Here is a 22,111-nt window from a genome sequence, read left to right on the forward strand (position 1 = left end):
CCGACCAACCCCATTTGCGACCAAGCATCCAATTGCCGGCAAAATGCCGGCGCGAAAAAAGGATGCAAAAAAAAATGCTCGCACTTGCCAACAAGATCGCCATCGTCACTGGCGCCAGTTCCGGCATAGGCCGCGCCACGGCCAAGCTGTTTGCGGAGGAAGGCGCCAAGGTGGTCGTCGCTGCCCGCCGCAAGGCGGAGCTTGACGCGCTCGTTGCCGAAATCGAAGACGCCGACGGCACCGCCATCGCCCTTGCCGGCGATGTCCGCGACGAAGCCTACGCGAAGGCCCTGGTCGACCTGGCGGTCGAGAAATTCGGCGGGCTGGACATCGCCTTCAACAATGCCGGTTCGGTCGGCAAGACCGGGCCGGTTTCGGAGCTGTCGCTGGAGGGCTGGCGCGAGACGCTCGACACCAACCTGACCAGCGCCTTTCTCGGCGCAAAATATCAGGTGCCGGCGATGGTCGACCGCGGCGGCGGATCGCTGATCTTCACCTCCACCTTTGTCGGCCACACGGTCGGCATGCCCGGCATGACCAGCTATGCCGCGAGCAAGGCCGGACTGATCGGATTGACGCAGGTGCTGGCCGCCGAATATGGCGCTAGGGGCGTGCGGGTCAACGCGCTGCTGCCGGGCGGCACCGACACGCCCTCGGCAACGTTCAAGACACCTGAATCGCGAGCCTTCGTCGAAAACCTGCATGCCTTGAAGCGCGTCGCCGAGCCTGACGAGATCGCCCGCTCGGCGCTCTATCTGGCTTCCGATGCATCGAGCTTCACCACCGGCACGGCGTTGTTCGCCGACGGCGGCGTCTCGATCACCCGCACGTGAAGCGTTTCGCGGTCGGCCTAGGCCCGCAAGCCGCAATGCCTGAAAACCGGTCTTGCTTTTCCCGGCGATTTGACGATTCCGTCTTCTCCTCGAAAACGGGTTGGAAACATGCTGCTGATCAGGACCTATATCGCTGCAAGCGCAATCGAAGGCGTCGGTGTGTTCGCCGCCGAGCCGATCCGGAAAGGGGCGCAGATCTGGCGGCTCGATCCGGACTTCGACCGGCTGATCCCGGTGGAAAGATACGAGACGGCGCCGCCGCACCTCAAGGAATTGCTCGACAGATATGCCTATCCCAGTCCGGACCGGCCGGGCTTCATGGTCTATGAGGTCGACAATGGCCGTTTCATGAACCACGCCGACAAGCCGAACACCGACTTTTCGCAATATGGCGGGGCCACTGCGACCCGCGACATCGCCGCCGGCGAGGAGATAACCTGCGACTACGGCGAGTTCTTCGAAGGTTTCGAGCAGCTCCACCTGGCCACGGTGTAGCGACGCCTATCTGGCCCACGGCGAATTTTGTTCTTGCTTTGTGCCGGCAGCTATGCTACTAATCTCAATATGGTGCTGATTCACACCAACGACCCGCCGCTGAGGCGGGTTTTTTCGTTTCGAGGTCGGCACCGCCTCTCAATCGGCAGTGGACAGAGCGCCTTGATTCTGCTATCAGCCGCCCCAATTCGTGGTGTAACGCGCCGCGGAGGCTTGTGGCTATGGCCGCTTGCCTATTGATTTCAAACCCGAAAGACAGGATTGCCCGTGCAGGTACTCGTCCGCGACAACAATGTTGATCAGGCGCTTCGCGCGCTCAAGAAAAAGATGCAGCGCGAAGGCATCTTCCGCGAAATGAAGATGCGCGGACATTACGAGAAGCCCTCCGAGAAGCGCGCCCGTGAAAAGGCGGAAGCCGTGCGCCGTGCCCGCAAGCTGGCCCGCAAGCGTGCCCAGCGCGAAGGCCTGCTGCCGATGACGCCGCGTCCGGTCGCGGCCGGTGCTGCCGGTGCCGGTGCCCCGCGTCCGCCGCGGTTCTGACGCCAATTTTTCGTCCTTTTCCAAGGATATCCAGGGTGGCGCGATGCGGAATCGCCGCCACCTTTTTGTTGTGATGTAGACCCGGTTCGAAAGGACCGGTTGGGAGAGATGCCGGTTCGGAGGGGGAACGGACCAGACGGCGCAGTAAGGACAGGGCAGACATGGACGCAATTACCGTAGAGCGCAGAACCGCGTGGCGCGGCCTCGCCCTGACGGCAGCCCTGCTTTCCGGGATGGCGCTTGCCAGCTGCCAGAGCGTTCCGACCGGCGAGTTCAACAACATCGACAAGGCGCAAGCCTCGAGCGAGAACATCTCCTCGCTGTCGGCGGTGATCCAGCGCAACCCCCAGGATCCGGAAGCCTACAATGTGCGCGGCTCGGCCTATGGCCGCGGCGGCCAGTACCAGGCGGCGCTGAAGGACTTCAACACCGCCATCCAGCTCAATCCGAATTTTTACCAGGCCTATTCGAACCGCGCGCTCATCCAGCGCTTCCTCGGCGACCAGGCGAGCGCGCTTGCCGACTACAACCGCTCGATCCAGATCAATCCCAACTATGACGCCGCCTATATCGGCCGCGGCAATCTCTACCGCAGGGCGGGCCGGGTGCAGGAAGCCTTCAACGATTTCCAGAAGGCCATCCAGCTCGACACGACCGACGCGCGCGCCTATCACAATCGCGGCCTGATCTACCAGAGCCAGGGCCAGCACGCCTTTGCCATCGAGGATTTCTCGACCGCCATTTCGCTGGCGCCGGACGCCTCCGAGCCCTACAATGGACGCGGCCTCTCCTACCTGGCCATGAACGACGAGGACAATGCCTTCGCCGACTTCAATATGGCCATCAAGCTCGACGGTAAGAACGCCGAGGCGTGGTCCAACCAGGCGCTGATCTACGAGCGGCGCGGCGACAAGGTCAGGGCCGCGAAATCATACCGCGAGGCCGTGCACCTCAATCCGACCTACCAGCCGGCCAAGGACGGCCTGGCCCGCACCAGCACCGGCTGAGCGGCCGGTTAATCGGGCGGCCCTTTCCGCGCCCCGACAACCCTGCGTTTACCCTTGCCTTGCTGGCGCCAAGTTGTCGGCGGAACGCTCGGCGTGCTCAGCCGTTTGTACAAGGCAATTTCGAAAGGACCCTGCCATGATCAAGAAACTCGCTTGTGCCGCCGCTTTCGCGACGACCGTCGTTGCCGCTCCCGCCAGCGCCAGCAAGCTCCAGCTCGGCGTGCTCGACTGCACCATCGACGGCGGCACGGCCTATCTCGTCACCTCCAACAAGGGTGTTTCCTGTGTCTTTCGTCCACATCGTGGCGGCCCCTCCGAAGTCTATACCGGGGTGATTTCCAAGCTCGGCGTCGATCTCGGCCGGACGCATCAGGGCCAGCTGGTATGGGCGGTTCTGGCGGCGACCCGCAATCACGATGAAGGCGACCTTGCCGGCAGCTACTATGGCGTGAACGCCGAGGCCAGCGTGGTCACCGGTGGCGGCGCCAATCTCCTGGTCGGCGGCCTCGACAGCGCCTTTTCGCTGCAGCCGCTCAGTGTCCAGGCACAGACGGGCGTCAACCTGGCGGTCGCCGTCACCTCGCTGGACCTGATCCATTCGTTCAAATAGCGGCGCGGCATGGCTCCCGAGCGGCGGGGAGCGTAGGTGTCGGCCTGCGAATAGCTGCCGAAGGTTCATAGATTCCGGCAGGCCCACTCCGCAGAGGATGGGCCGCCCTGATGTTCAAAGTTGCGGCGCTCGAAGATCACGGCATGGCAACTGTGTTCATGCCGTTACCGTGACCGAAGATTGCGGCGATCCAATATTGCTTGTCTTCGGTCTGACCAGAATCTCAACGCCTCGTGATCGTCCCCCATCGCGCAATTTGAAATCCGCCACGTCAACGGCGATCAAAACCGCTTGATCTCAACTCCGGTTGAGGTTCTAGAAGTCCTCCCATACTGCGGCATGTACTCATTTGGACGTGAAGAACGCTCCAATACTTTAGACCAGCGTCTGAGAAAGCCTGGGGGACTGGATGACCAAAACAAGCACAAACGGGGTCGATTGGCGCGCGCTGTGGGCGAGCGGCGATCTGGCGCGCTTCTGCTTCATCAGCCTCGGCATTCTGCTGCACGCCACCAACGAAACCATGGTAGCAACGGTCATGCCGGCCATGGTCGGCGAACTTGCCGGCGTGCAACTGGTCGGCTGGTCGCTGGCGATCTACGAGCTCGGCGCCATCGTTGCCGGTGCGGCCGCCGGACGGCTGGTGAGCTATGTCGCGCTGCGTACCAACATGATGGTCGCCGCAATGCTCTATGCCGCCGGCGCGCTGGTCTGCGCCACCGCGCCTTCGATGCCGCTGTTCCTCTGCGGCCGCCTGATCGAAGGGCTCGGTGGCGGCGCGCTGGTGTCGCTGGCCTTCGTCTCGGTCGAGCGGCTGTTTGCCCGCGCGATCTGGCCGCAGCTTTTCGGCGTCATGTCGGCGATCTGGGGTGTCGCCGCTTTCAGCGGGCCGGTGCTCGGCGCGGTCATGACCGAATTCTCGTCCTGGCGCTGGGCCTTCGGCGTCTTCACCCTGGGAGGCACGGCCATGGCGCTGGCAAGCTTCCTCGTGCTCGATACGCCTGAAGCAACGAGGCCGCAGGCGACGGGCGGCTCGGCGCCGCCCTTCCCCTTTGCGGCACTTGGCTGCCTCGCCGGCAGCGTCGTGCTGATTGCCACTGCCGGCGTCGACATCGCCCTGCTGCGCTCGTCGCTGCTGCTCACCCTCGGCCTGATCGGCCTGGCGCTGTTTATCTATATCGACGCACTGAAGCCGCGCTCGCGCCTGTTCCCGTCGCGGCTGTTCTCATGGCGCTCGTCGGTCGGCGCGGGCATGACCATGGTCGCGGCGTTTTCGGTGGCGACCTGCTCGTTCGCGGTCTACGGACCACTGCTTCTGACCAGCCTTCACGGCATTCCGATCCTGACCACCGGCTACATCATCGCCGCCGAATCGATCGCCTGGTCGATCCTGTCGATCCTCGTCGCCAATGCGCCACCGGAGCGCGAGCGGCTGATCATCGTCGGCGGGGCGCTGATGGTCGCCACGGGCGTCGCCGGTTTCGCCTATACGGTGCCGGCCGGCTCGATCCCGCTGATCCTGTTTTGTGCTTTGTTGCAAGGCGGCGGCTTCGGCATAGCCTGGCCGTTCGTCACGCGTGTCATCGTGGTATCGGCCAAGGAAGGCGAGCAGACGATCGCCTCGGCCGCCGTGCCGACCATGCAGCGCATCGGCTATGCGGTGGGTGCGGCATTGACCGGCATCGTAGCCAACGCCAGCGGCTTTTCAGAGGGCCTGAACCGCGAGGCCGCGGCAAACGTCGCTGCCTGGCTGTTCCTGGCGTTTATCCCGCTCGGGATCCTGGGATGCCTTGCCGCCTTGCGGATTTCGGGGGCGCCGCCAGCGAAGCTGCCGATCTCCCCCTTCGCAGGGAAGATTGACCAATGCATGTCGCGCAAAGGTGTGCAGCGGTTTTGCGGTAACGACATGCATCAAAACAAGAACCTAAAGCGCGTCACATGAGGCCGGTCGAACGCGACGCGCTTTAGACGACGACCGTCTTCAGCCGCTCGGCGATCAGTGCCGCGAGCCGCGTCGCCACCTCATCCTTGCTCATCTCCGGCCATTCCTCGACGCCGGCCTTTGAGACGATCCGCACCTTGTTGCGGTCGCCGCCCATCACGCCCGGAGCACCATCTTCATGCGAGACATCATTGGCGACGATAAGATCGGCCCCCTTTTTTGCAAGCTTGGCCTCGGCATTCCTGACCAGATCCTGCGTCTCCGCAGCGAAACCGACCACCAGCATCGGCCGCTTTTTGTGATGCCCGACACCGGCAAGAATATCGGGATTTTCCACCATCTGCAGCGCCGGCGGCCCCTCGCCCGCCACCTTCTTGATCTTTTCCCCGGCCGAACTTTGAGTGCGCCAGTCGGCGACAGCCGCGACGAACACTGCCGCGTCGGCCGGCAGCAGCTGCTCGACAGCGTCCTTCATCTCGACGGCCGTTTCGACATGCAGCGTGGCGACGCCGGCCGGATCGGCAATGCCAACCGGACCGGAGACGAGACGCACATCGGCGCCGAGCCTGGCCAGCGCCGCCGCAATGGCGTGGCCCTGCTTGCCCGACGACCGGTTGGCGATGTAGCGGACCGGGTCGATCGGCTCATGCGTCGGCCCGGAGGTGACAATGATCTTCCTGCCTGCCAGCGGCTTTGGCCGGCCGTCGAGCAGCGCCTCGATCGCGGCGACGATCTCCAGCGGCTCGGCCATGCGGCCCTCGCCCACCTCGTTGCTCTCGGCCATCTCGCCCTTCGCCGGGCCGACGAATGCGACGCCGTCCTTGCTCAGCGCCGCACGGTTGCGGCGGACCGCCGGATGCGCCCACATTTTCGGGTTCATCGCCGGCGCCATCAAAACTCGCTTGTCGGTGGCGATGAGCACGGTCGAGGCAAGGTCGTTGGCATGGCCATTGGCGAGCTTTGCCATCAGGTCGGCGGTGGCCGGCGCCACGACCACAAGGTCGGCCTCGCGCGACAGCCTGATATGGCCGATATCGTGCTCGTCCTGCCGGTCGAACAGTTCGGTGAAAACATGGTCGGCGGACAGCGCCCCGGCCGACAGCGTGGTGACGAATTCCTGCGCCGCGGCGGTCATCACCACCCGCACTGCCGCACCGCGCTCGCGCAGCCGACGGATCAGGTCGAGCGCCTTGTAGGCAGCAATGCCTCCGCCGATGATGAGCAGGATGCGCTTGCCGGAGAGGGTCATGCCCGAGGCCAGTTCTTGTCCAATGTCATGCCGGCTTCAGCGCCGATTCGATGTCGGTATGGATGAAATCGTCACCCTTGAAAAGTAGCGGCAGGTTTCGGGTCTTGGCCAGGGCATAGGCGAAACAGTCGCCCATGTTGAGGTCAGCACGATGGCGGGATCCGCGACCGTACCGAGAGTAGGCAAGTCGTGCGACCTCGAGCTGAGCCAGATCAAAAGGAACGACCGTCAGTTCGAGGCGGTCGATGAGCACCTGAAGTTCGGCGGGGTTGATGCCACCGCTGGACCGGTTCGCCACACAATGTGCCTCCAGAAGTGTTGCAGTGCTTATCAGTACAGCAGATGAGGTGCCGAAAACATCGACGAATGCAGCCGCATCCGGCTCTGCGCCGATGATTGCGATTAACGCAGACGTATCAACTGCAACGGTCACAGAAGTCCCTCATCCCACATGTGATCAGTAAGCGCTTTGAGGTCAATGGGGTGTTCTGATTTCCGTCCGAGCGCCAAGATCTCGTCACGTGACGCTTTCAGCCGCCACTCCCCGTTCTGGAGCTTGCTCTCGGGGATCGTCACTTTGCGCAAGGCATCCCGCGCTTCCTGCTCCATCGAAACGCCGCGCGCGGCAGCGCGTTCGCGCAGCACCTGCTTCACTTCGTCATCAAGATTACGGATTGTGATAGTGCTCATAGCGTAGCTCCTCGCCGTTACATAAGCGACAAGCGGCGTGATTGCAATGACAGCACTGCTGTCATTGCAATCAGAGCAGCTTCCAGGCGATATACACCAGCGTCAGCGCGATCACCCACAGCGCCAGCCGGCCGGAGCGGGTGTGGCGCGCCTCGGCTTTGCCGATCGCGTCCGCCGTCCCCTCGTCGAAGCGCAGGCCGTTTTCGGCCATCAGGTCGATCTCACGCGACAGCCGCTCGGTACGGGCAGCGAGGTCCGGCGCCTGACGCGCCAGCGCCAGCAGCGCGCTGGCACCGTCGCGCGCATCGGCCAGCAGCGCGCGCGGGCCGAGATTGCGGGCAATCCAGCCGCTGACCACCGGCTCCGACGTCTTCCACATGTTGAAGGCCGGGTCGAGGGTGCGGGCGACGCCTTCGACAACGACCATGGTCTTCTGCAGCAGCACCAGTTCGGATCGCGTCGCCATGTCGAACAGGTCGGTCACCTCGAACAGCAGCGTCAACAGCTTGGCCATCGAGATGGTCTCGGCCGGCTGGCCGTGGATCGGTTCGCCGATCGCCCGGATCGCCTGGGCGAAAGCCGCAACATTGTGCTGGCGCGGCACGTAGCCGGCCTCGAAATGCACTTCGGCGACGCGCTGGTAATCGCGCGTAATGAAGCCGTAGAGGATTTCGGCGAGGAACCGGCGCTCCTTCCTGCCGAGCCGGCCGGCAATGCCGAGATCGACGGCGACGATGGTGCCGTCGGCTTCGATAAACAGGTTGCCCGGGTGCATGTCGGCGTGGAAGAAACCGTCACGCAGCGTATGGCGCAGAAACGACTGAACGAGGTTGGCGGCAATCGCCTTCAGGTCGTGGCCGGCGGCGGCTAGGCCGGCAATGTCGTTCATCTTGATGCCGTCGACCCATTCCATGGTCAGCACGTCACGACCGGTGCGCTCCCAGTCGACCGACGGCACACGGAAGCCGGGATCGTCCTTGGTATTCTCGCCAAGCTCCGAAAAAGCCGCCGCCTCCAGCCTCAGGTCCATTTCGATTTTGGTCGTCTGGGCCAGTGTCTCGGTCACCTCGACCGGCCGCAGCCGGCGCGACGACGGGATGTATTTTTCCTGCAGCCGGGCGGCGAGAAAATAGCTCTCGAGATCGCGAAAGAAGCGGCGGCGCACGCCCGGCCGGATGACCTTCACCGCCACCCGGGTAACGACGCCGTTCTGCAGGATTTCGGCGGTATGGACCTGGGCGATCGAGGCGGCGGCCACGGCCTCGCCAAAACTGACATAGAGCTCGTCGACCCTGCGTCCGAGCGAGGCCTCTATCGCGGCGACAGCCTCGGCCTTCGGAAACGTCTGCATCTTGTCCTGCAGCATGGCAAGATCAAGCGCGATATCGTTTCCGACGACATCCGGCCGTGTCGCCAGGAACTGGCCGAGCTTGACGTAAGACGGGCCGAGCCGCACGACCGCCTTGGCCAGCCTGTCGCCACGCTCATAGGCAAGCGCGTGACGGCGGGTGAACAGCCGGGCCATGCGCCAGCCGAATTTCGGCAAGCCGAAGAGCTCGTCACCGGGCAAAGCCGCGATGACACCCTCGCGGACCAGCACCCAGCCGGCCCGCACGAGCCTGAAACCAGCGCCGATGCTGCTCATGGCTGGCTTTGCCCCGCCGATTTCCTAGACCGGCGAAGAGCACATTGAGTACGAAGGATACGGGCCAGCTTCAAAGCTTCCAGCCCGAGTGGAGCGCGGCGATGCCGCCGGAGTAGTTGCGGAATGAGACGCGCTCGAAGCCCGCGCGCGAAATCATCGTCGCGAAATTCTGCTGATTGGGAAATTTGCGGATCGATTCGACCAGATAGGAATATGGCTCGCCATCGCCGGTCACCATCTTGCCGATCCGCGGGATGGCGTTGAACGACCATGCTTCGTAGACTTTGTCGAGCAGCGGCATCTCGACCTCGGAGAATTCAAGGCAGAGAAAGCGCCCGCCGGGCTTCAGCACGCGATAGGCTTCGGCGAGCGCCACATCGATGCGCGGCACGTTGCGGATGCCGAAAGCGATGGTGTAGGCGTCGAAAGTAGCGTCGGCAAAAGGCAGTTCCTCGGCATTGGCTTCGACGAAATCGGTATTTGCCGACAGGCCCTTTTTCTCGGCCCGGTCGCGGCCGACCGCGAGCATCGAGCCGTTGATGTCGAGAACCGTTGCATGAGCGTGCCTGCCGCTCGCCTCGACGATGCGGAAGGCGACATCGCCGGTGCCGCCGGCAACGTCGAGAACGCTCCAGCCCGGCCGCTTCGGTGGATTGAGCCAGGCGACCAAGGCGTCCTTCCACAACCGATGCAACCCCGCCGACATCAGGTCGTTCATCAGGTCGTAGCGGTTCGCCACCTTGTGGAAAACATCATTGACCAGGGACTGCTTGTCGCCTGGTCCTACCCGCTTGAAACCATAGGAGGTTTCCATGCCGCCCGCAGCAGTGGTTCTTTCAACCGACATCGTTTTGATCCGCCATAAAATCGGCGGGACCATAGCCGATCGATGGTGCGGGCGCTATTGTTTAAGGCGCGGTGTTCGGCCGCGCTTCGAAGCAGGTTCCGGAAAAGTGTCACACGGTTCCGACAGGAACTTGCGTCATAAGAAAAAAAGCCTGACGGGATAATTGAATGCCTTTGAAAGCAGAACTGCACTGCCACATCGAAGGGGCAGCGGCGCCTGAACTCGTCCTCCGCCAGGCTGAGAAATACGGCAAGGATGCCTCGCCCTACATCCAGGACGGCTCCTTCGTGTGGCACGACTTCACCTCTTTCCTCGCCGCCTACGACTTCTCGTCGGACCTGTTCCGCACCGAAGAAGACTATGCGCGGCTGGCCGATCACTACCTGACCAGCCTCGCCCGCGACGGCGCCATCTATTCCGAGGTTTTCACCTCGCCCGACCATGCAAGCAAGGCTGGGCTGTCGCCGAAGGCCTATACCGACGCGCTCGGCGAAGGCATGGCCCGCGCCAAGGCGAAGACCGGCATCGAAGGCCGCATGATCGTCACCGGCGTGCGCAATTTCGGTGTCGAATCGATCGAACGGGCGGCACGTTTCGCCGCCCGGTGTGGGCATCCGCTGGTCACCGGTTTCGGCGTCGCCGGCGACGAGCGGATAGGTGATCTGGAAGATTATGTCAGGGCCTTCGAGATCGCCCGCGAGGCCGGCCTCGGCATCACCGTGCATGCCGGCGAATTGATGGGCTGGGAGAGCGTCGAGGCGGCACTCGACCACATCCGCCCGTCTCGCATCGGCCATGGCGTGCGCGCCATCGAGAACCCCGATCTCGTGCGGCGCATCGCCGACGAAGGCGTCGTGCTCGAATGCTGCCCCGGCTCCAACATCGCGCTGAAAATCTTTGACAGTTTCGCCGACCATCCCTTTCCCGCCTTGAAGGCGGCGGGCTGCAAGGTGACGCTCAACTCAGATGACCCGCCCTATTTCTGGACCTCGCTGAAACGCGAATACGACATCGCCGCCGAGCATTTTGCGATGGACGACAAGGCGCTCACCGCCGTCACCAGGACGGCCATCGAGGCAGCCTTCGTCGACAGGAAGACCAGGGCGGCGCTGCTGGGCAGGCTCGGCGCCAAGGGCAGGTGAATGGTGAATGGCTCACCCGGCGCTTCGGTCCGTCAACTGCGGGCTTTGCCGCGCACCAAGGACTCGCAAACCAGTTCACTATTCACTATTCACCATTCACCATTCACTTGCGCAGTTGGAGAACACCATGAAGGGCGTCACCGTCGTCGACCATCCGCTTGTCCAGCACAAGCTGACCATCATGCGCAAGAAAGAGACTTCGACGGCCGGCTTCCGGCGGCTGCTGCGCGAGATCTCGCTGCTGCTCGGCTACGAGGTCACCCGCAACCTGGAACTGACGACGACGACGATCGAGACGCCGATCGAGACGATGGAGGCGCCGACGCTGGAGGGCAAGAAACTGGTTTTCGCCTCGGTGTTGCGCGCCGGCAACGGCTTGCTCGAAGGCCTGCTCGATCTGGTGCCGGCGGCGCGTGTCGCCCATATCGGCCTCTACCGCGACCATGAGACGCTGGAAGCGGTCGAGTATTTCTTCAAGGCGCCGGGCGACCTCGCCGACCGGCTGGTGATCGTCGTCGACCCGATGCTGGCGACCGCCAATTCGGCGATCGCGGCGATCGACAAGCTGAAAGGCCGCGGTGCCACCAACATCCGCTTCCTCTGCTTGTTGGCGGCACCAGAGGGCCTTGAGCGGTTCACCCACGCGCATCCCGATGTTCCCGTCTTCACCGCTTCCATCGACCGCCAGCTCAACGAGAAGGGCTACATCATGCCCGGCCTTGGCGATGCCGGCGACCGCATGTACGGCACCAAATAGATCCGTTTACCGACTGTTTACGCAAACGGCTGGTTTCCGCATTCGTTAAAGCGGCAAACACCATGTCGGACTAAGGATCGGCAACCACAAAGGCCGGTCCATGCTGCGCAAGCTTCTCATCCTTGGCGTGTTTGCCGGAACGTCGGCATCGCTGCCGATCGTATATCAGTCCAATTCACAGGTAATCGAGCGGCTGTTGAAATCCGCGATCGGGGCCAGGCCGGCCGACACCCAAACCGACCTGAATCTCGCCGCCGTTCGGGACAGGCCGGCGACGCCGCAGCCGCTCGGCCGCAAGGTCGTCGTCACCGCGGACGCGCGCGGGCATTTCATGTCGGTCTTCAAGTTGAACGGCCGACAGATCGACGGCATGATCGATACCGGCGCGACGCTCGTCGCCATCAACAGTTCGACCGCGCGCAGGATCGGCATCTCGCTCAATCCGACGGACTTCAGCCATCAGGTCAACACCGCCAACGGTGCGATCAAGGCCGCCGTGGTGACGATTGATCGGCTGCAGATCGGCAGGATCACCGTCGAGGGCGTCGAGGCCGTCGTGCTCGACGACAGGGCGCTGCACACCAACCTGATCGGCATGAGCTTTCTGCAGCGGCTCGAAAAATACCAGGTCGAAGACGGCACGCTGCTGCTGGTTCAGTAGGCAGTGATCCCGAACCGCAGGTCCACGCCAGCGAAAAGGGGACCGGTCGTCGGACAAGATCATGGTCCAAGAAAGATAGAGCCCATTCGATACCATCGGAATGGGCTCTATCCGCGCGGCAGGATCCGCCGGATGACGGTTTTCTCCGTGGCCGGTCTGGAAGGGCCGATCGTATAGGCCGAAAGCACGACGGCCGCGGCCGCTTCGGCATCCCCGGTATTTCGGGCATGGACTAGTGCCAGCGCTTCGCCGGCCCGCACTTCGGCGCCGACCGGCAACAGCCTGGTGATGCCGACGGCGTGATCGATCCTGTCGTCGGGCCGCGTCCGCCCGCCGCCAAGCCCGACCACGGCAAGCCCGATCTCGCGCGTCGCGATGCCGGAGACAAAGCCGTTCGCGCTCGCCTTGACCGCGAATTCCGTTGCCGCTTTCGGCAGATATTTTTCCGGATTGTCGACAAAGTCGGCGGGACCACCCAGTGCCGCCACCATGCGCGCGAAGATGGAAGCGGCGCGGCCGCCGGCCAGCGTCTCGGCGGCGCGGCGCAGGCCGTCCTGGTTGGACGACACCAGGCCTGCCGATTGCAGCATCTCGGCGGCCAGCGCCAGCGTCAAGTCCTCCAGCCGCCGGTCGCGAAAGCGGCCGGTGAGAAAATCGACGGCGTTGCGCATCTCGACCGCATTGCCGGCGGCGGAGGCCAGCGGCTCGTTCATGCCGGTGACCAGCGCCGATGCCTTCAGGCCGGCGCCATTGGCGACCTCGACCAGGCTGTTGGCCAGCGCGGTTGCGTCGCGCGATTTCTCCATGAAGGCGCCGTTGCCGACCTTGACGTCGAGCACCAGCGAACCAAGGCCGGCCGCCAGCTTCTTCGACAGGATCGAGGCGGTGATCAGCGGCACGGATTCGACCGTTCCCGTCACATCGCGGATCGCGTAGAGCCTGGCGTCGGCGGGTGCGAGGTCTGCGGTCTGGCCGATGATGGCGCAGCCGGTTTCAAGCACGGTCTTGCGGAAGCGCGCAACATCCGGCTGGCTGATATAGCCGGGGATGGCATCCATTTTGTCCAGCGTGCCGCCGGTATGGCCCAGACCCCTGCCGGAAATCATCGGCACATAGGCGCCGCAGGCAGCGACGATCGGCGCCAGCATCAAGGAGACATTGTCGCCGACGCCGCCCGTCGAATGCTTGTCGGTGACCGGGCCGGGCAGATCCGACCAGTCGAGCACATCGCCGGAATCGCGCATCGCCATAGTCAGCGCCACCGCCTCGTCGCGGCTCATGCCGTTGAAGAATACTGCCATGGCGAGGGCACCGACCTGTGCGTCGGTAACGGTGCCGGCGGCCAAGCCCTCGATGAAGAACGCGATCTCCTCAGCCGAGAGCTTCTGCCCGTCGCGCTTGCGGCGGATGATTTCCTGGGGAAGCATCAGGCGTCGACCCTGTGCTCCGGAAGCCCGTCCTGAAAAACACGCTGCAGGATGGTCGCCAGCCGCGCACCGCCGACCGGCGCCATGTCCTTGGTCTCCTGGTGCGACAGCTCGGCTCCGGTCATGCCAGCGGCAAGGTTGGTCACGACCGAACAGGCGGCGACGCGCAGCCCGAGGAAGCGCGCGAGAATGACCTCCGGCACCGTCGACATGCCGACCGCGTTGGCGCCCATGACGCGCGCCATGCGGATCTCGGCGGGCGTCTCGAAGCATGGGCCGGAGAACCACATATAGACGCCCTTGTGCAGCATGGTACCGGTCGCCTTCGCCGCCCGCTCGATGGCGGAGCGGAGATCGGCGTCATAGGCTTCGGTCAGGCCGACGAAACGGCGGTCGCTCGGTTCGCCGATCAGCGGGTTGGACCCCGAGAAATTGATGTGGTCGGTGATCAGCATTACCGAGCCCGGCCCCATCCCGGGATCGACCGAACCGGCGGCGTTGGTGAGGATCAGCCGGGAGATGCCGATGCCGGCGAGCACTTCCAACGCCGGCCGCATCGCCGCTGCGTTGCCGTGCTCGTAATAGTGTGCGCGGCCGGACAGCATCAGCACCGGCGTGCCGGCAAAGAGCCCCGCCACCACCTCGCCGGCATGGCCGCTGACACCGCTTCGGGGAAACCCCGGCAAGTCGGCGTAGGAGATGCGCACCGCATCCTCGACCTGGTCGACGAGCCCGCCAAGCCCTGACCCCAGCACCAAGGCCGTGGTCGGCGCCAGCCCATCCAGCCTTTCGACGAGGTGATCGAGCGCTTCCTTCATTTCAGCACATCGCCTTCAAACCCGTATGGCAACAACTCGCCCATGGTCACGGTCTCGACCACGCCGCTGTCATCGCAGAGATAGAACTTCGTTTCCGGCCGGCAGAATTCGGCCAGCCGCTGCCGGCAGCCGCCGCAGGGCGAGCATTTTGCCACGCGTTCGGCGATCACGGCGATTTCCGTGATCTTGCCGCCGCCGCCCATGACGTAGTGGCCGAGCGCGGTGGTTTCGGCGCACCAGCCCTCAGGATAGGACGCGATCTCGACATTGGCGCCGGTGAAGACACGCCCGTCCTCGGTGCGCAACGCCGCGCCGACCGGAAATTTCGAATAGGGCGCATAGGCCTTGGCCATGGCGGCTTTCGCCGCTTCGAACAGATCATGAGTCATGATAGATCAGCGTTCCTTGACATAAGGCACGCCGCCGGCGCGCGGCGGGATTGCCTTGCCGATGAAGCCGGCAAGCAGGATGACGGTCAGCACATAGGGCAGCGCCTGCATGAATTGCACCGGCACCTTGCCGATCAGCGGCAGCGGCGTGCCTTGCAGGCGGATCGACGCGGCGTCGAGGAAGCCGAACAGCAGGCAGGCGAACATGGCGTTGACCGGTTTCCATTTGGCGAAGATCAGCGCGGCCAGCGCGATGTAGCCCTTGCCGGCGGTCATGTCCTTCACGAAGCCGCCATTCTGCACCATCGACAGATAGGCGCCGGCAATGCCGGTGAGCACGCCGGTGCAAATCAGCGCCCGGTAGCGCAGCCAGGCGACCGAGATGCCGGCGGTGTCGACCGCAGCCGGGTTCTCGCCGACAGCGCGCAGGCGGAGCCCAAAGCGGGTGCGAAACAGCACCCACCAGGTGAACGGCACGGCCAGGAAGGCGAGATAGACCAGCACGGAGTGGCCGGAGATGAGTTCCGAATAGATCGGCCCGAGAATCGGAACGCCCCTGAGCGCATCCGCGCCCGGCCAGATGATTGCTTCGAAGCGCTCGCCGGCAGCCAGCGCCGGCGTGCGCCCGCCTTGCTGGAACCAGGCCTGGCCGAGCATGATCGTCGATCCGGCGGCAATGAAATTGATCGCGACGCCGGAAACGATCTGGTTGCCGCGATGGGTGATCGAGGCAAAGCCGTGGATCAGCGCGAAGGCAACCGAGATGAGGATGGCCATGCCGAGGCCGAGATAGGCCGAGTGGAAGACCGAGGCGGCGGCCGCACCGGCGAAGGCGCCGACAAGCATCTTGCCCTCGAGCCCGATGTCGAAGACGCCGGCCCGCTCCGAATAGAGGCCGGCGAGGCAGGCGAGCAGCAAGGGGACCGAAAGGCGGATGGTCGAGTCCAGGACCTGTACGATGGCGTTGAAGAAATCCATCTCAGGCGCCCTTCCCTTTGACCGCTTCCATGCCGACCGATTTCGGGCTGAGCGAGGCGAACAACGCCTGGACATAGGGCCGGAACATATGCTCGAGCGCGCCGGCGAACAGGATCACGAGGCCCTGGATGATGACGATCATGTCGCGGCTGATCGCCGGCATCTCGAAGGCGAGCTCGGCGCCGCCCTGGTAGAGCATGCCGAACAGGATCGCCGCCAGCACGATGCCGACCGGGTGCAGGCGACCCATCAGCGCCACCGCGATGCCGACGAAACCGGCGCCCGAAACGAATTCGAGCGCGACATTGTGCTGGTCGCCCATCGTCGGGTTGAGCGCCATCATGCCGGCCAACGCGCCCGAGATCATCATCGCAATGATGATGATGCGTATCTCCGAAATCCCGGCATAACGCGCCGCTTTCGGGCTGTGGCCATAGGTGCGCATCTCGTAGCCGAGCTTCGTGCGCCAGATCAGCACCCACACCAGAAAGGCCATGGCTAGCGCCAGCAGGGAACTGACGTTGAATGGCGCCGAACGGATTTTGGCGCCGAACAATTCGATGACCCAGTTGAGCTTCGGCAATTGCGCGCCTTCGAGGAAGGTGCGCGTCTGCGGCGCCATCGAGCCGGGCGGCTTCAGCATCCCCACCAGCGCATAGACCATGACGCTGGCGGCGATGAAGTTGAACATGATGGTGGTTATGACGATGTGCGAGCCGCGCTTGGCCTGCAGATAGGCCGGGATCAGCGCCCACAGCGCGCCCATCGCCGCGGCGGCGATAATGGCAATCGGGAAGGTCAGCCACCAGGGCAGCACGCTGTCGAAGGCCAGGCAAACGATGCCGATACCGAGACCGGCGATATAGCCCTGGCCCTCGCCACCGATGTTGAACAGGCCGCAATGCGCCGCAACCGCCACCGAAAGCCCGCTGAAGATGAAGGTGGTAGCATAGAAAAGTGTAAACGCGATGCCTTGGCCGCGACCGAAGGCGCCCTCGACCAGGATGACAGCCGCGCGCAACGGGTTCTCACCGACCAATATGACGACGAAGCCGGCAACGACGAAGGCGACGAACAGATTGATCAGCGGGATCAGCACGTAGTCGGCCCAGGCCGGGAGCTTGGCATAGGGAGTGCTCATTCCGCCGCCTCGCGCTGCTCGACGCCGGCCATCAGCAGGCCGAGCTCGCCCTCGGTCGCGTCGGGGCCGCGTTCGCCGACGATGCGGCCGGCAAACATCACCAGGATGCGGTCGGACAGCGAGCGGATCTCGTCGAGTTCGACCGAAACCACCAGCACCGCCTTGCCCTGGTCGCGCATGGCGATGAGGCGCTTGTGGATGAATTCGATGGCGCCGACATCGACGCCGCGCGTCGGCTGGCCGACGATCAACACGCCGGGATCTTGTTCCATTTCCCGCGCCAGCACGATCTTCTGCTGGTTGCCGCCGGAGAAATTGGCGGTCTTGAGGCGGCAGTCCGCCGGGCGGATGTCATATTTGACGATCTTGTCCCGGGCATCGTCACGGATGGCGTCGATGTCGAGAAACGGCCCCTTCAGATAGCGCTCATCGTCCTGGTAGCCGAGGATCGAATTCTCGTTCTCCTCGAAGGCCAGCACCAGCCCGACGTGATGGCGGTCCTCCGGCACATGAGCAAGGCCGCGCTCGCGCAGCTCGCCAGGGTCGGCGGCGCCGGTGAGGTCGATCGGCTTGCCGTCGAGCATGACCGAGCCCGAAACGGCATGCCTGATGCCGGAAATCGCCTCGAGCAATTCGGACTGCCCGTTGCCGGCGACGCCGGCAATGCCGACGATCTCGCCGGCATGGACGTCGAAGGAGACGTCGTCGACCATGGTGACGCCGCGGGAATCCTTGACCGTCAGGTTCTTGACCGCGAGCTTGACGCCGCCGGCCTTCGCCTCGCCCTTCTCGACGCGCAGCAGCACGCGCCGGCCGACCATCAGCTCCGCCAGTTCCTCGACCGTGGTCTTCCTAGTTTCGCGTGTCGCCACCATCGTGCCCTGGCGCATCACCGAGACGGTGTCGGTGATCGCCATGATCTCGCGCAGCTTGTGGGTGATCAGCACGATCGTCTTGCCCTGCTCCTTCAGCTGCCTGAGGATGCGGAACAGATGGTCGGCCTCGGCCGGCGTCAGCACGCCCGTTGGCTCGTCGAGGATCAGGATTTCGGCGCCGCGATAGAGCGCCTTGAGGATTTCGACGCGTTGTTGCAGGCCGACCGGCAACTCCTCGATGATGGCGTCGGGATCGACTTCGAGCCCGTATTCGCGCTCGAGCCGCTCCAGCTCGGAACGCGCCTTGGCGATGCTCTTCTTCAGCAGTGCATCGCTTTCGGCGCCGAGAATGACGTTTTCCAGGACCGAGAAATTGTCGACCAGCATGAAATGCTGATGGACCATGCCGATGCCGAGCGCGATCGCATCATTCGGTGTCTTGATCGATGCCGGCTGGCCGCCGACACGGATTTCGCCGGAATCGGCCTGGTAGAAACCATAGAGGATCGACATCAGCGTCGACTTGCCGGCGCCGTTCTCACCGACGATGCCATGGATGGTGCCCCGCATAATCTCCAGATTGATGTCGCGGTTGGCGCGCACGGCGCCAAAGCTCTTGTCGATGCCGATCAGCTCGATTGCGGCTTGCGCCATGCAGCCTGTTCCCACTGTTATTTTTTTACCGCTTGGTCAAACGCCTAGCATGACGCCCAGTCTATGCCAATTGGGTCTATGTCAATTGCCCGGAGCAGGGTTCACTCTCGACAAATCCCGCCATGCTTGTCAATTTCCAACGTGGCCGCAGCCTGCACAATCGCCTGATCGAGGATTTGAGATGACCATGCCCGCCCACATGCCCGACCACCGGCTGACGACGCTGGAAATCCGCGCCGCCGAGCAGGAGAAGACAATCGAGGAACTGTCAGGCCAGATCGCCGAGCAGTGGAAGGTGATCGAGCGCATGCAGCGCAAGCTCGACGCGCTGGCCGAGCGCTTCCTGGCGCTGGAGGAACAGGCCGCACCCGACGTGCCGGTGACCAAGCCGCCGCACTGGTGAGCGGCTGACAATGCAAAACCGCCGGGCTTTCACCCGGCGGCTCGTCAGTCTTCAATGTCGATCAATCAATACGGGCAGGCATTGTCCGACATGTAGTCGTGCACCTTGATGGTGCCGGCGATGATGTCGGCCTTGGCCTTTTCGACCGCTGCCTTCATCGCGTCGTCGACAAGCGCCTTGTTGTTGTCGTCCATGGCGTAGTCGACGCCGCCTTCCTTGAGGCCGAGATCGTTGACGCCGGCCGTGAACTTGCCGTTCTTGGCATCCATGAAGGTGTTGTAGACGGCAACGTCGACGCGCTTGACCATGGAGGTCAACACCTTGCCGGGTTGCAGGCCGTTCTGGTTGGAATCGACGCCGATGCCGAGCTTGCCGGCGTCGGCCGCTGCCTGCAGCACGCCGACACCGGTGCCGCCTGCCGCCGCGTAGATTACGTCGGCGCCCTGGTCGATCTGCGTCTTGGCGATCTCGCCGCCCTTGGCCGGATCGTTCCAGGCTGCCGGCGTATCGCCGGTCATGTTCTGGATGACGTCGGTGGCGCCGGCCGCCTTGGCGCCGCCTACATAGCCGCAGCCGAACCTGCGGATCAGCGGAATATCCATGCCGCCGACGAAGCCGACCTTCTTGGTCTTGGAAGCCATCGCCGCCATCACGCCGACGAGGTACGAGCCTTCCTGCTCCTTATAGACCAGGGAGCGGACATTGGGCTTGTCGACGACCATATCGATGATGGCGAATTTGGTGTCGGGGAACTCGGTGGCGATCTTGTCAAGCGCGTCGGCCCAGGAGAAGCCAGCCATGACGATCGGATTGCGGCCGTCCTCGGCGAAGCGGCGCAGCGCCTGCTCGCGCTGGGTGGCGTTGCTGACCTCGAATTCCACATAGGGGATGCCGGTCTCGGTCTTGAACTTTTCGGCGCCGTTGAAGGACGCTTCGTTGAACGACTTGTCGAACTTGCCGCCGAGATCATAGAGGATCGCGGGTTGAATGTCCGCGGCGAAGGCCGGGAGAACCATTGCAGCTGCGGCCATAAGGCCGAGAACGATACGTTTCATGTGATCCACACCCCTGTCGGTTATTTGTCCATTATGCACCGCATGCCGGCCCGGTTCTCCGGCAGGCATGCAGCGTCAGGCAGGAGTGTCTTCCTCCCGCTTCGGGTCAATCTGGCACGGCCCGAAACAAAATTCACGTGGAATTTTGACCCTTTGGAAAAGCATGGCGCCGCATCGCGGCGCCACAGCATATTCCTTGCGTCAGGGGCATAATCAGGCGGAGACGGCGGCCGGAATGGCGCAGGAGACGCCGGTTCCCCGCAGGCCGCAATAGCCGTAGGGGTTCTTCGCCAGATATTGCTGGTGGTCTTCCTCGGCGAAGTAGAATTCCGGCGCCGGTGCGATCTCGGTGGTGATCTTGCCGCGTCCGGCACCGCGCAGCGAAGCCTCGTAGGCATCGCGCGAGGCGAGCGCCGCCTGGTACTGCGCGTCGTTGAACGTATAGATCGCCGAGCGGTAGGTGGTGCCGACATCATTGCCCTGGCGCATGCCTTGCGTCGGGTCGTGACTTTCCCAGAACAGCTTCAAAAGCTCGGCATAGGACACGATCTTGGGATCGTAGACGACGAGCACGACTTCGGCATGGCCTGTGAGCCCGGTGCAGGTTTCCTGATAGGTCGGGTTGGGCGTGACGCCGCCGGCATAGCCGGCCGCCGTGACCCAGACGCCCTCGACCTGCCAGAACAGGCGCTCGGCGCCCCAGAAGCAACCCAGCCCGAACATCGCCGTTTCCAGCCCTTCGGGATAAGGACCCTTGAGCGGCCTGTTCGAGACGAAGTGCTTCGATGCAGTCGGGATCGGCCGGTCGCGGCCGGGCAGCGCCTCGGAGGGCTTCGGCAGGTTGAGCTTCTTGTTCAGCATGTCGCTGAGAAACATAGTGCGGTTTCCTTTTCTTCTTGGTTGAGCCTTCCCCGGCACGGGAACACCGGGTCAGGCTGGAAATGTCAGGTCGCGGCGAACCGCCCGCTGGGGCGCGGCCGCCTGTAGCCGATGGCGTAAAGAATGAACGCCAGCACCGCGAACACGGCGAAGCCGGGCTGGCTGAGCACCCAGGCGATGGCGCCATCCCACAGCAGCGGATTGACCTTGTCGCGGACGAAGCTTTCGAAGGCGCTGCGCGTATCCGGCGAGACCGCGAGCCAGCTGGAATTAAGCGGTGTCATCACCAGCGCCGAAGCCGCCACCGACCGTGTCGCATCGAGCACGGCCATGATGACCGAAACCGACAGCGCGACCATTGCAGCGAGACGAAAGATGAAGCGGAACATCCAGACCCTTCCTCCCCAGGAGATTATCAGAATGTCGTATCGGACTGTTAGATAGGATCTACTTGCTTCGCCTGCAATCGCGACACGCGAAGTTGAACCGGCGACCGCCGGTTCGCTGGAACCGGCGGCGCGCCGGACGGCGAGCACACCTCGGCCGCCCCTTTCGATAGGCTCCCTACGGGTGCTCCGGTAACATGGGGTGAGCATCCGTATCCGGCAAAGCGAATAGACTATCGTTATGTCTTGGCATTCGGCACCGGATCGACTAGATGAGCCCCGCGCCTGTTGCTTTGACGGCTCAGGTGTGGGGAAAGGGTATCCGCTGGTCGACGGCGCCCACGGCCGGAATTCCGGTCCGGAATCCCAAAGGAGATGCATCTCCCCAACCCGCGCGGCGAAACCGGCCGCGTCGAAAATGCTAAAGACGGAGAGGTGGCCGAGTGGTTGAAGGCGCACGCCTGGAAAGTGTGTTTACGGGAAACCGTAACGCGGGTTCGAATCCCGCTCTCTCCGCCAGATACCCACTTAAGCGTCTGTTATTGTTTCGCTTTGTGAGTTGCGGCCTTTCCGTTCCTAACGTCCGCAAACGATGAAGCTCGGCCACCATGCCGCCGCCCCTTTGTTGACTTTGCTTGGGAATCGGAGTGTCCGGAAAAAACCGCAGGGCAGCCCGCAGGATTCGCGT

The 22,111-nt window shown here is 63.6% G+C and carries 24 protein-coding genes and 1 tRNA gene; 11 read left to right on the forward strand and 14 right to left on the reverse strand.

The window, feature by feature from the left end:
* The first annotated feature begins 74 nt into the window (after positions 1–74).
* The 6 genes from NKH78_RS02930 to NKH78_RS02955 all read left to right on the forward strand — a co-directional run bounded on the left by NKH78_RS02930 (position 75) and on the right by NKH78_RS02955 (position 5,427).
* Positions 75–833 (forward strand): SDR family oxidoreductase, encoded by a 759-nt coding sequence (locus tag NKH78_RS02930; RefSeq protein WP_352506385.1) that lies wholly within the window; start codon positions 75–77, stop codon positions 831–833.
* 108 nt (positions 834–941) lie between these two features.
* Positions 942–1,328, forward strand: coding sequence for an SET domain-containing protein (locus tag NKH78_RS02935; protein ID WP_352506386.1), 387 nt, complete (start codon positions 942–944; stop codon positions 1,326–1,328).
* Between the two features lie 267 nt (positions 1,329–1,595).
* Positions 1,596–1,868, forward strand: coding sequence for a 30S ribosomal protein S21 (gene rpsU, locus NKH78_RS02940; RefSeq protein ID WP_023675331.1), 273 nt, complete (start codon positions 1,596–1,598; stop codon positions 1,866–1,868).
* A 161-nt stretch (positions 1,869–2,029) separates the two neighbouring features.
* A complete protein-coding gene (locus NKH78_RS02945; protein WP_352478138.1) occupies positions 2,030–2,875 on the forward strand; it encodes a tetratricopeptide repeat protein in 846 nt (281 codons plus the stop codon).
* 136 nt (positions 2,876–3,011) lie between these two features.
* On the forward strand, positions 3,012–3,485 hold the full coding sequence (locus NKH78_RS02950) for a DUF992 domain-containing protein (protein ID WP_352881839.1): 474 nt from the start codon (positions 3,012–3,014) through the stop codon (positions 3,483–3,485).
* Between the two features lie 409 nt (positions 3,486–3,894).
* Entirely contained in the window at positions 3,895–5,427 is a 1,533-nt protein-coding gene (locus NKH78_RS02955; RefSeq protein WP_352506388.1) for an MFS transporter, read from the forward strand.
* A 22-nt stretch (positions 5,428–5,449) separates the two neighbouring features.
* On the opposite strand, the gene coaBC is transcribed toward NKH78_RS02955, so the two are convergent.
* From coaBC to ubiE, 5 genes are all read right to left on the reverse strand, one after another.
* Positions 5,450–6,676, reverse strand: coding sequence for a bifunctional phosphopantothenoylcysteine decarboxylase/phosphopantothenate--cysteine ligase CoaBC (gene coaBC / locus NKH78_RS02960; RefSeq protein ID WP_254816873.1), 1,227 nt, complete (start codon positions 6,674–6,676; stop codon positions 5,450–5,452).
* Between the two features lie 25 nt (positions 6,677–6,701).
* The gene (locus NKH78_RS02965; RefSeq protein WP_352506389.1) at positions 6,702–7,109 is read right to left on the reverse strand and encodes a type II toxin-antitoxin system VapC family toxin; all 408 of its coding nucleotides are present in this window, start codon (positions 7,107–7,109) and stop codon (positions 6,702–6,704) included.
* Positions 7,106–7,366 carry a FitA-like ribbon-helix-helix domain-containing protein gene (locus NKH78_RS02970; protein WP_254816871.1) on the reverse strand — a complete coding sequence of 87 codons (261 nt, stop codon included), beginning with the start codon at positions 7,364–7,366 and terminating at the stop codon, positions 7,106–7,108. The genes NKH78_RS02965 and NKH78_RS02970 overlap by 4 nt, the downstream gene beginning before the upstream one ends.
* A gap of 70 nt (positions 7,367–7,436) precedes the next feature.
* Positions 7,437–9,011 carry a 2-polyprenylphenol 6-hydroxylase gene (gene ubiB / locus NKH78_RS02975; RefSeq protein ID WP_352506391.1) on the reverse strand — a complete coding sequence of 525 codons (1,575 nt, stop codon included), beginning with the start codon at positions 9,009–9,011 and terminating at the stop codon, positions 7,437–7,439.
* Between the two features lie 70 nt (positions 9,012–9,081).
* The gene (gene ubiE / locus NKH78_RS02980) at positions 9,082–9,858 is read right to left on the reverse strand and encodes a bifunctional demethylmenaquinone methyltransferase/2-methoxy-6-polyprenyl-1,4-benzoquinol methylase UbiE (protein ID WP_352506392.1); all 777 of its coding nucleotides are present in this window, start codon (positions 9,856–9,858) and stop codon (positions 9,082–9,084) included.
* A 167-nt stretch (positions 9,859–10,025) separates the two neighbouring features.
* Between ubiE and NKH78_RS02985 the strand changes: the two genes are divergently transcribed.
* From NKH78_RS02985 to NKH78_RS02995, 3 genes are all read left to right on the forward strand, one after another.
* Positions 10,026–11,000 (forward strand): adenosine deaminase, encoded by a 975-nt coding sequence (locus tag NKH78_RS02985; protein WP_254816868.1) that lies wholly within the window; start codon positions 10,026–10,028, stop codon positions 10,998–11,000.
* A 127-nt stretch (positions 11,001–11,127) separates the two neighbouring features.
* Positions 11,128–11,757 carry a uracil phosphoribosyltransferase gene (gene upp, locus NKH78_RS02990; protein ID WP_254816867.1) on the forward strand — a complete coding sequence of 210 codons (630 nt, stop codon included), beginning with the start codon at positions 11,128–11,130 and terminating at the stop codon, positions 11,755–11,757.
* 100 nt (positions 11,758–11,857) lie between these two features.
* On the forward strand, positions 11,858–12,418 hold the full coding sequence (locus NKH78_RS02995) for a TIGR02281 family clan AA aspartic protease (protein WP_352506393.1): 561 nt from the start codon (positions 11,858–11,860) through the stop codon (positions 12,416–12,418).
* A 107-nt stretch (positions 12,419–12,525) separates the two neighbouring features.
* Here the strand turns inward: NKH78_RS02995 and deoA are convergent, their stop codons facing one another.
* The 6 genes from deoA to NKH78_RS03025 are packed head-to-tail and all read right to left on the reverse strand — an operon-like array spanning position 12,526 to position 18,700.
* Positions 12,526–13,845 carry a thymidine phosphorylase gene (gene deoA / locus NKH78_RS03000; RefSeq protein WP_352687985.1) on the reverse strand — a complete coding sequence of 440 codons (1,320 nt, stop codon included), beginning with the start codon at positions 13,843–13,845 and terminating at the stop codon, positions 12,526–12,528.
* The gene (locus tag NKH78_RS03005; RefSeq protein WP_352509887.1) at positions 13,845–14,663 is read right to left on the reverse strand and encodes a purine-nucleoside phosphorylase; all 819 of its coding nucleotides are present in this window, start codon (positions 14,661–14,663) and stop codon (positions 13,845–13,847) included. Before NKH78_RS03005 ends, deoA begins: the two co-directional genes overlap by 1 nt.
* Positions 14,660–15,052: a cytidine deaminase gene (gene cdd / locus NKH78_RS03010; protein WP_352509888.1), complete on the reverse strand. Its 393-nt coding sequence runs from the start codon at positions 15,050–15,052 to the stop codon at positions 14,660–14,662. Before cdd ends, NKH78_RS03005 begins: the two co-directional genes overlap by 4 nt.
* A 6-nt stretch (positions 15,053–15,058) precedes the next feature.
* Positions 15,059–16,030, reverse strand: a complete 972-nt coding sequence (locus NKH78_RS03015) for an ABC transporter permease (protein ID WP_352509889.1) — start codon at positions 16,028–16,030, stop codon at positions 15,059–15,061.
* A gap of 1 nt (position 16,031) precedes the next feature.
* Positions 16,032–17,171 carry an ABC transporter permease gene (locus NKH78_RS03020; protein ID WP_352509890.1) on the reverse strand — a complete coding sequence of 380 codons (1,140 nt, stop codon included), beginning with the start codon at positions 17,169–17,171 and terminating at the stop codon, positions 16,032–16,034.
* Complete coding sequence (locus NKH78_RS03025; protein ID WP_352478115.1) at positions 17,168–18,700, reverse strand: ABC transporter ATP-binding protein; 1,533 nt, start codon at positions 18,698–18,700, stop codon at positions 17,168–17,170. Before NKH78_RS03025 ends, NKH78_RS03020 begins: the two co-directional genes overlap by 4 nt.
* 181 nt (positions 18,701–18,881) lie before the next feature.
* Between NKH78_RS03025 and NKH78_RS03030 the strand changes: the two genes are divergently transcribed.
* Entirely contained in the window at positions 18,882–19,103 is a 222-nt protein-coding gene (locus NKH78_RS03030; protein WP_352509891.1) for a SlyX family protein, read from the forward strand.
* Positions 19,104–19,168: 65 nt separating this feature from the next.
* Here the strand turns inward: NKH78_RS03030 and NKH78_RS03035 are convergent, their stop codons facing one another.
* The 3 genes from NKH78_RS03035 to NKH78_RS03045 form a co-directional block, all read right to left on the reverse strand.
* Positions 19,169–20,158, reverse strand: coding sequence for a BMP family lipoprotein (locus NKH78_RS03035; protein WP_254816859.1), 990 nt, complete (start codon positions 20,156–20,158; stop codon positions 19,169–19,171).
* Between the two features lie 213 nt (positions 20,159–20,371).
* Positions 20,372–21,034, reverse strand: a complete 663-nt coding sequence (gene msrA, locus NKH78_RS03040) for a peptide-methionine (S)-S-oxide reductase MsrA (protein ID WP_352509893.1) — start codon at positions 21,032–21,034, stop codon at positions 20,372–20,374.
* A 68-nt stretch (positions 21,035–21,102) separates the two neighbouring features.
* Positions 21,103–21,426, reverse strand: coding sequence for a hypothetical protein (locus tag NKH78_RS03045; protein ID WP_352509895.1), 324 nt, complete (start codon positions 21,424–21,426; stop codon positions 21,103–21,105).
* A gap of 426 nt (positions 21,427–21,852) precedes the next feature.
* On the opposite strand from NKH78_RS03045, the gene NKH78_RS03050 reads away from it, so the two are divergent.
* Positions 21,853–21,942, forward strand: a tRNA-Ser gene (locus NKH78_RS03050).
* The last annotated feature ends 169 nt before the right edge of the window (positions 21,943–22,111 follow it).

Origin of the sequence: Mesorhizobium sp. M0910 (assembly GCF_040319465.1) — a bacterium.
GTDB lineage: Bacteria > Pseudomonadota > Alphaproteobacteria > Rhizobiales > Rhizobiaceae > Mesorhizobium.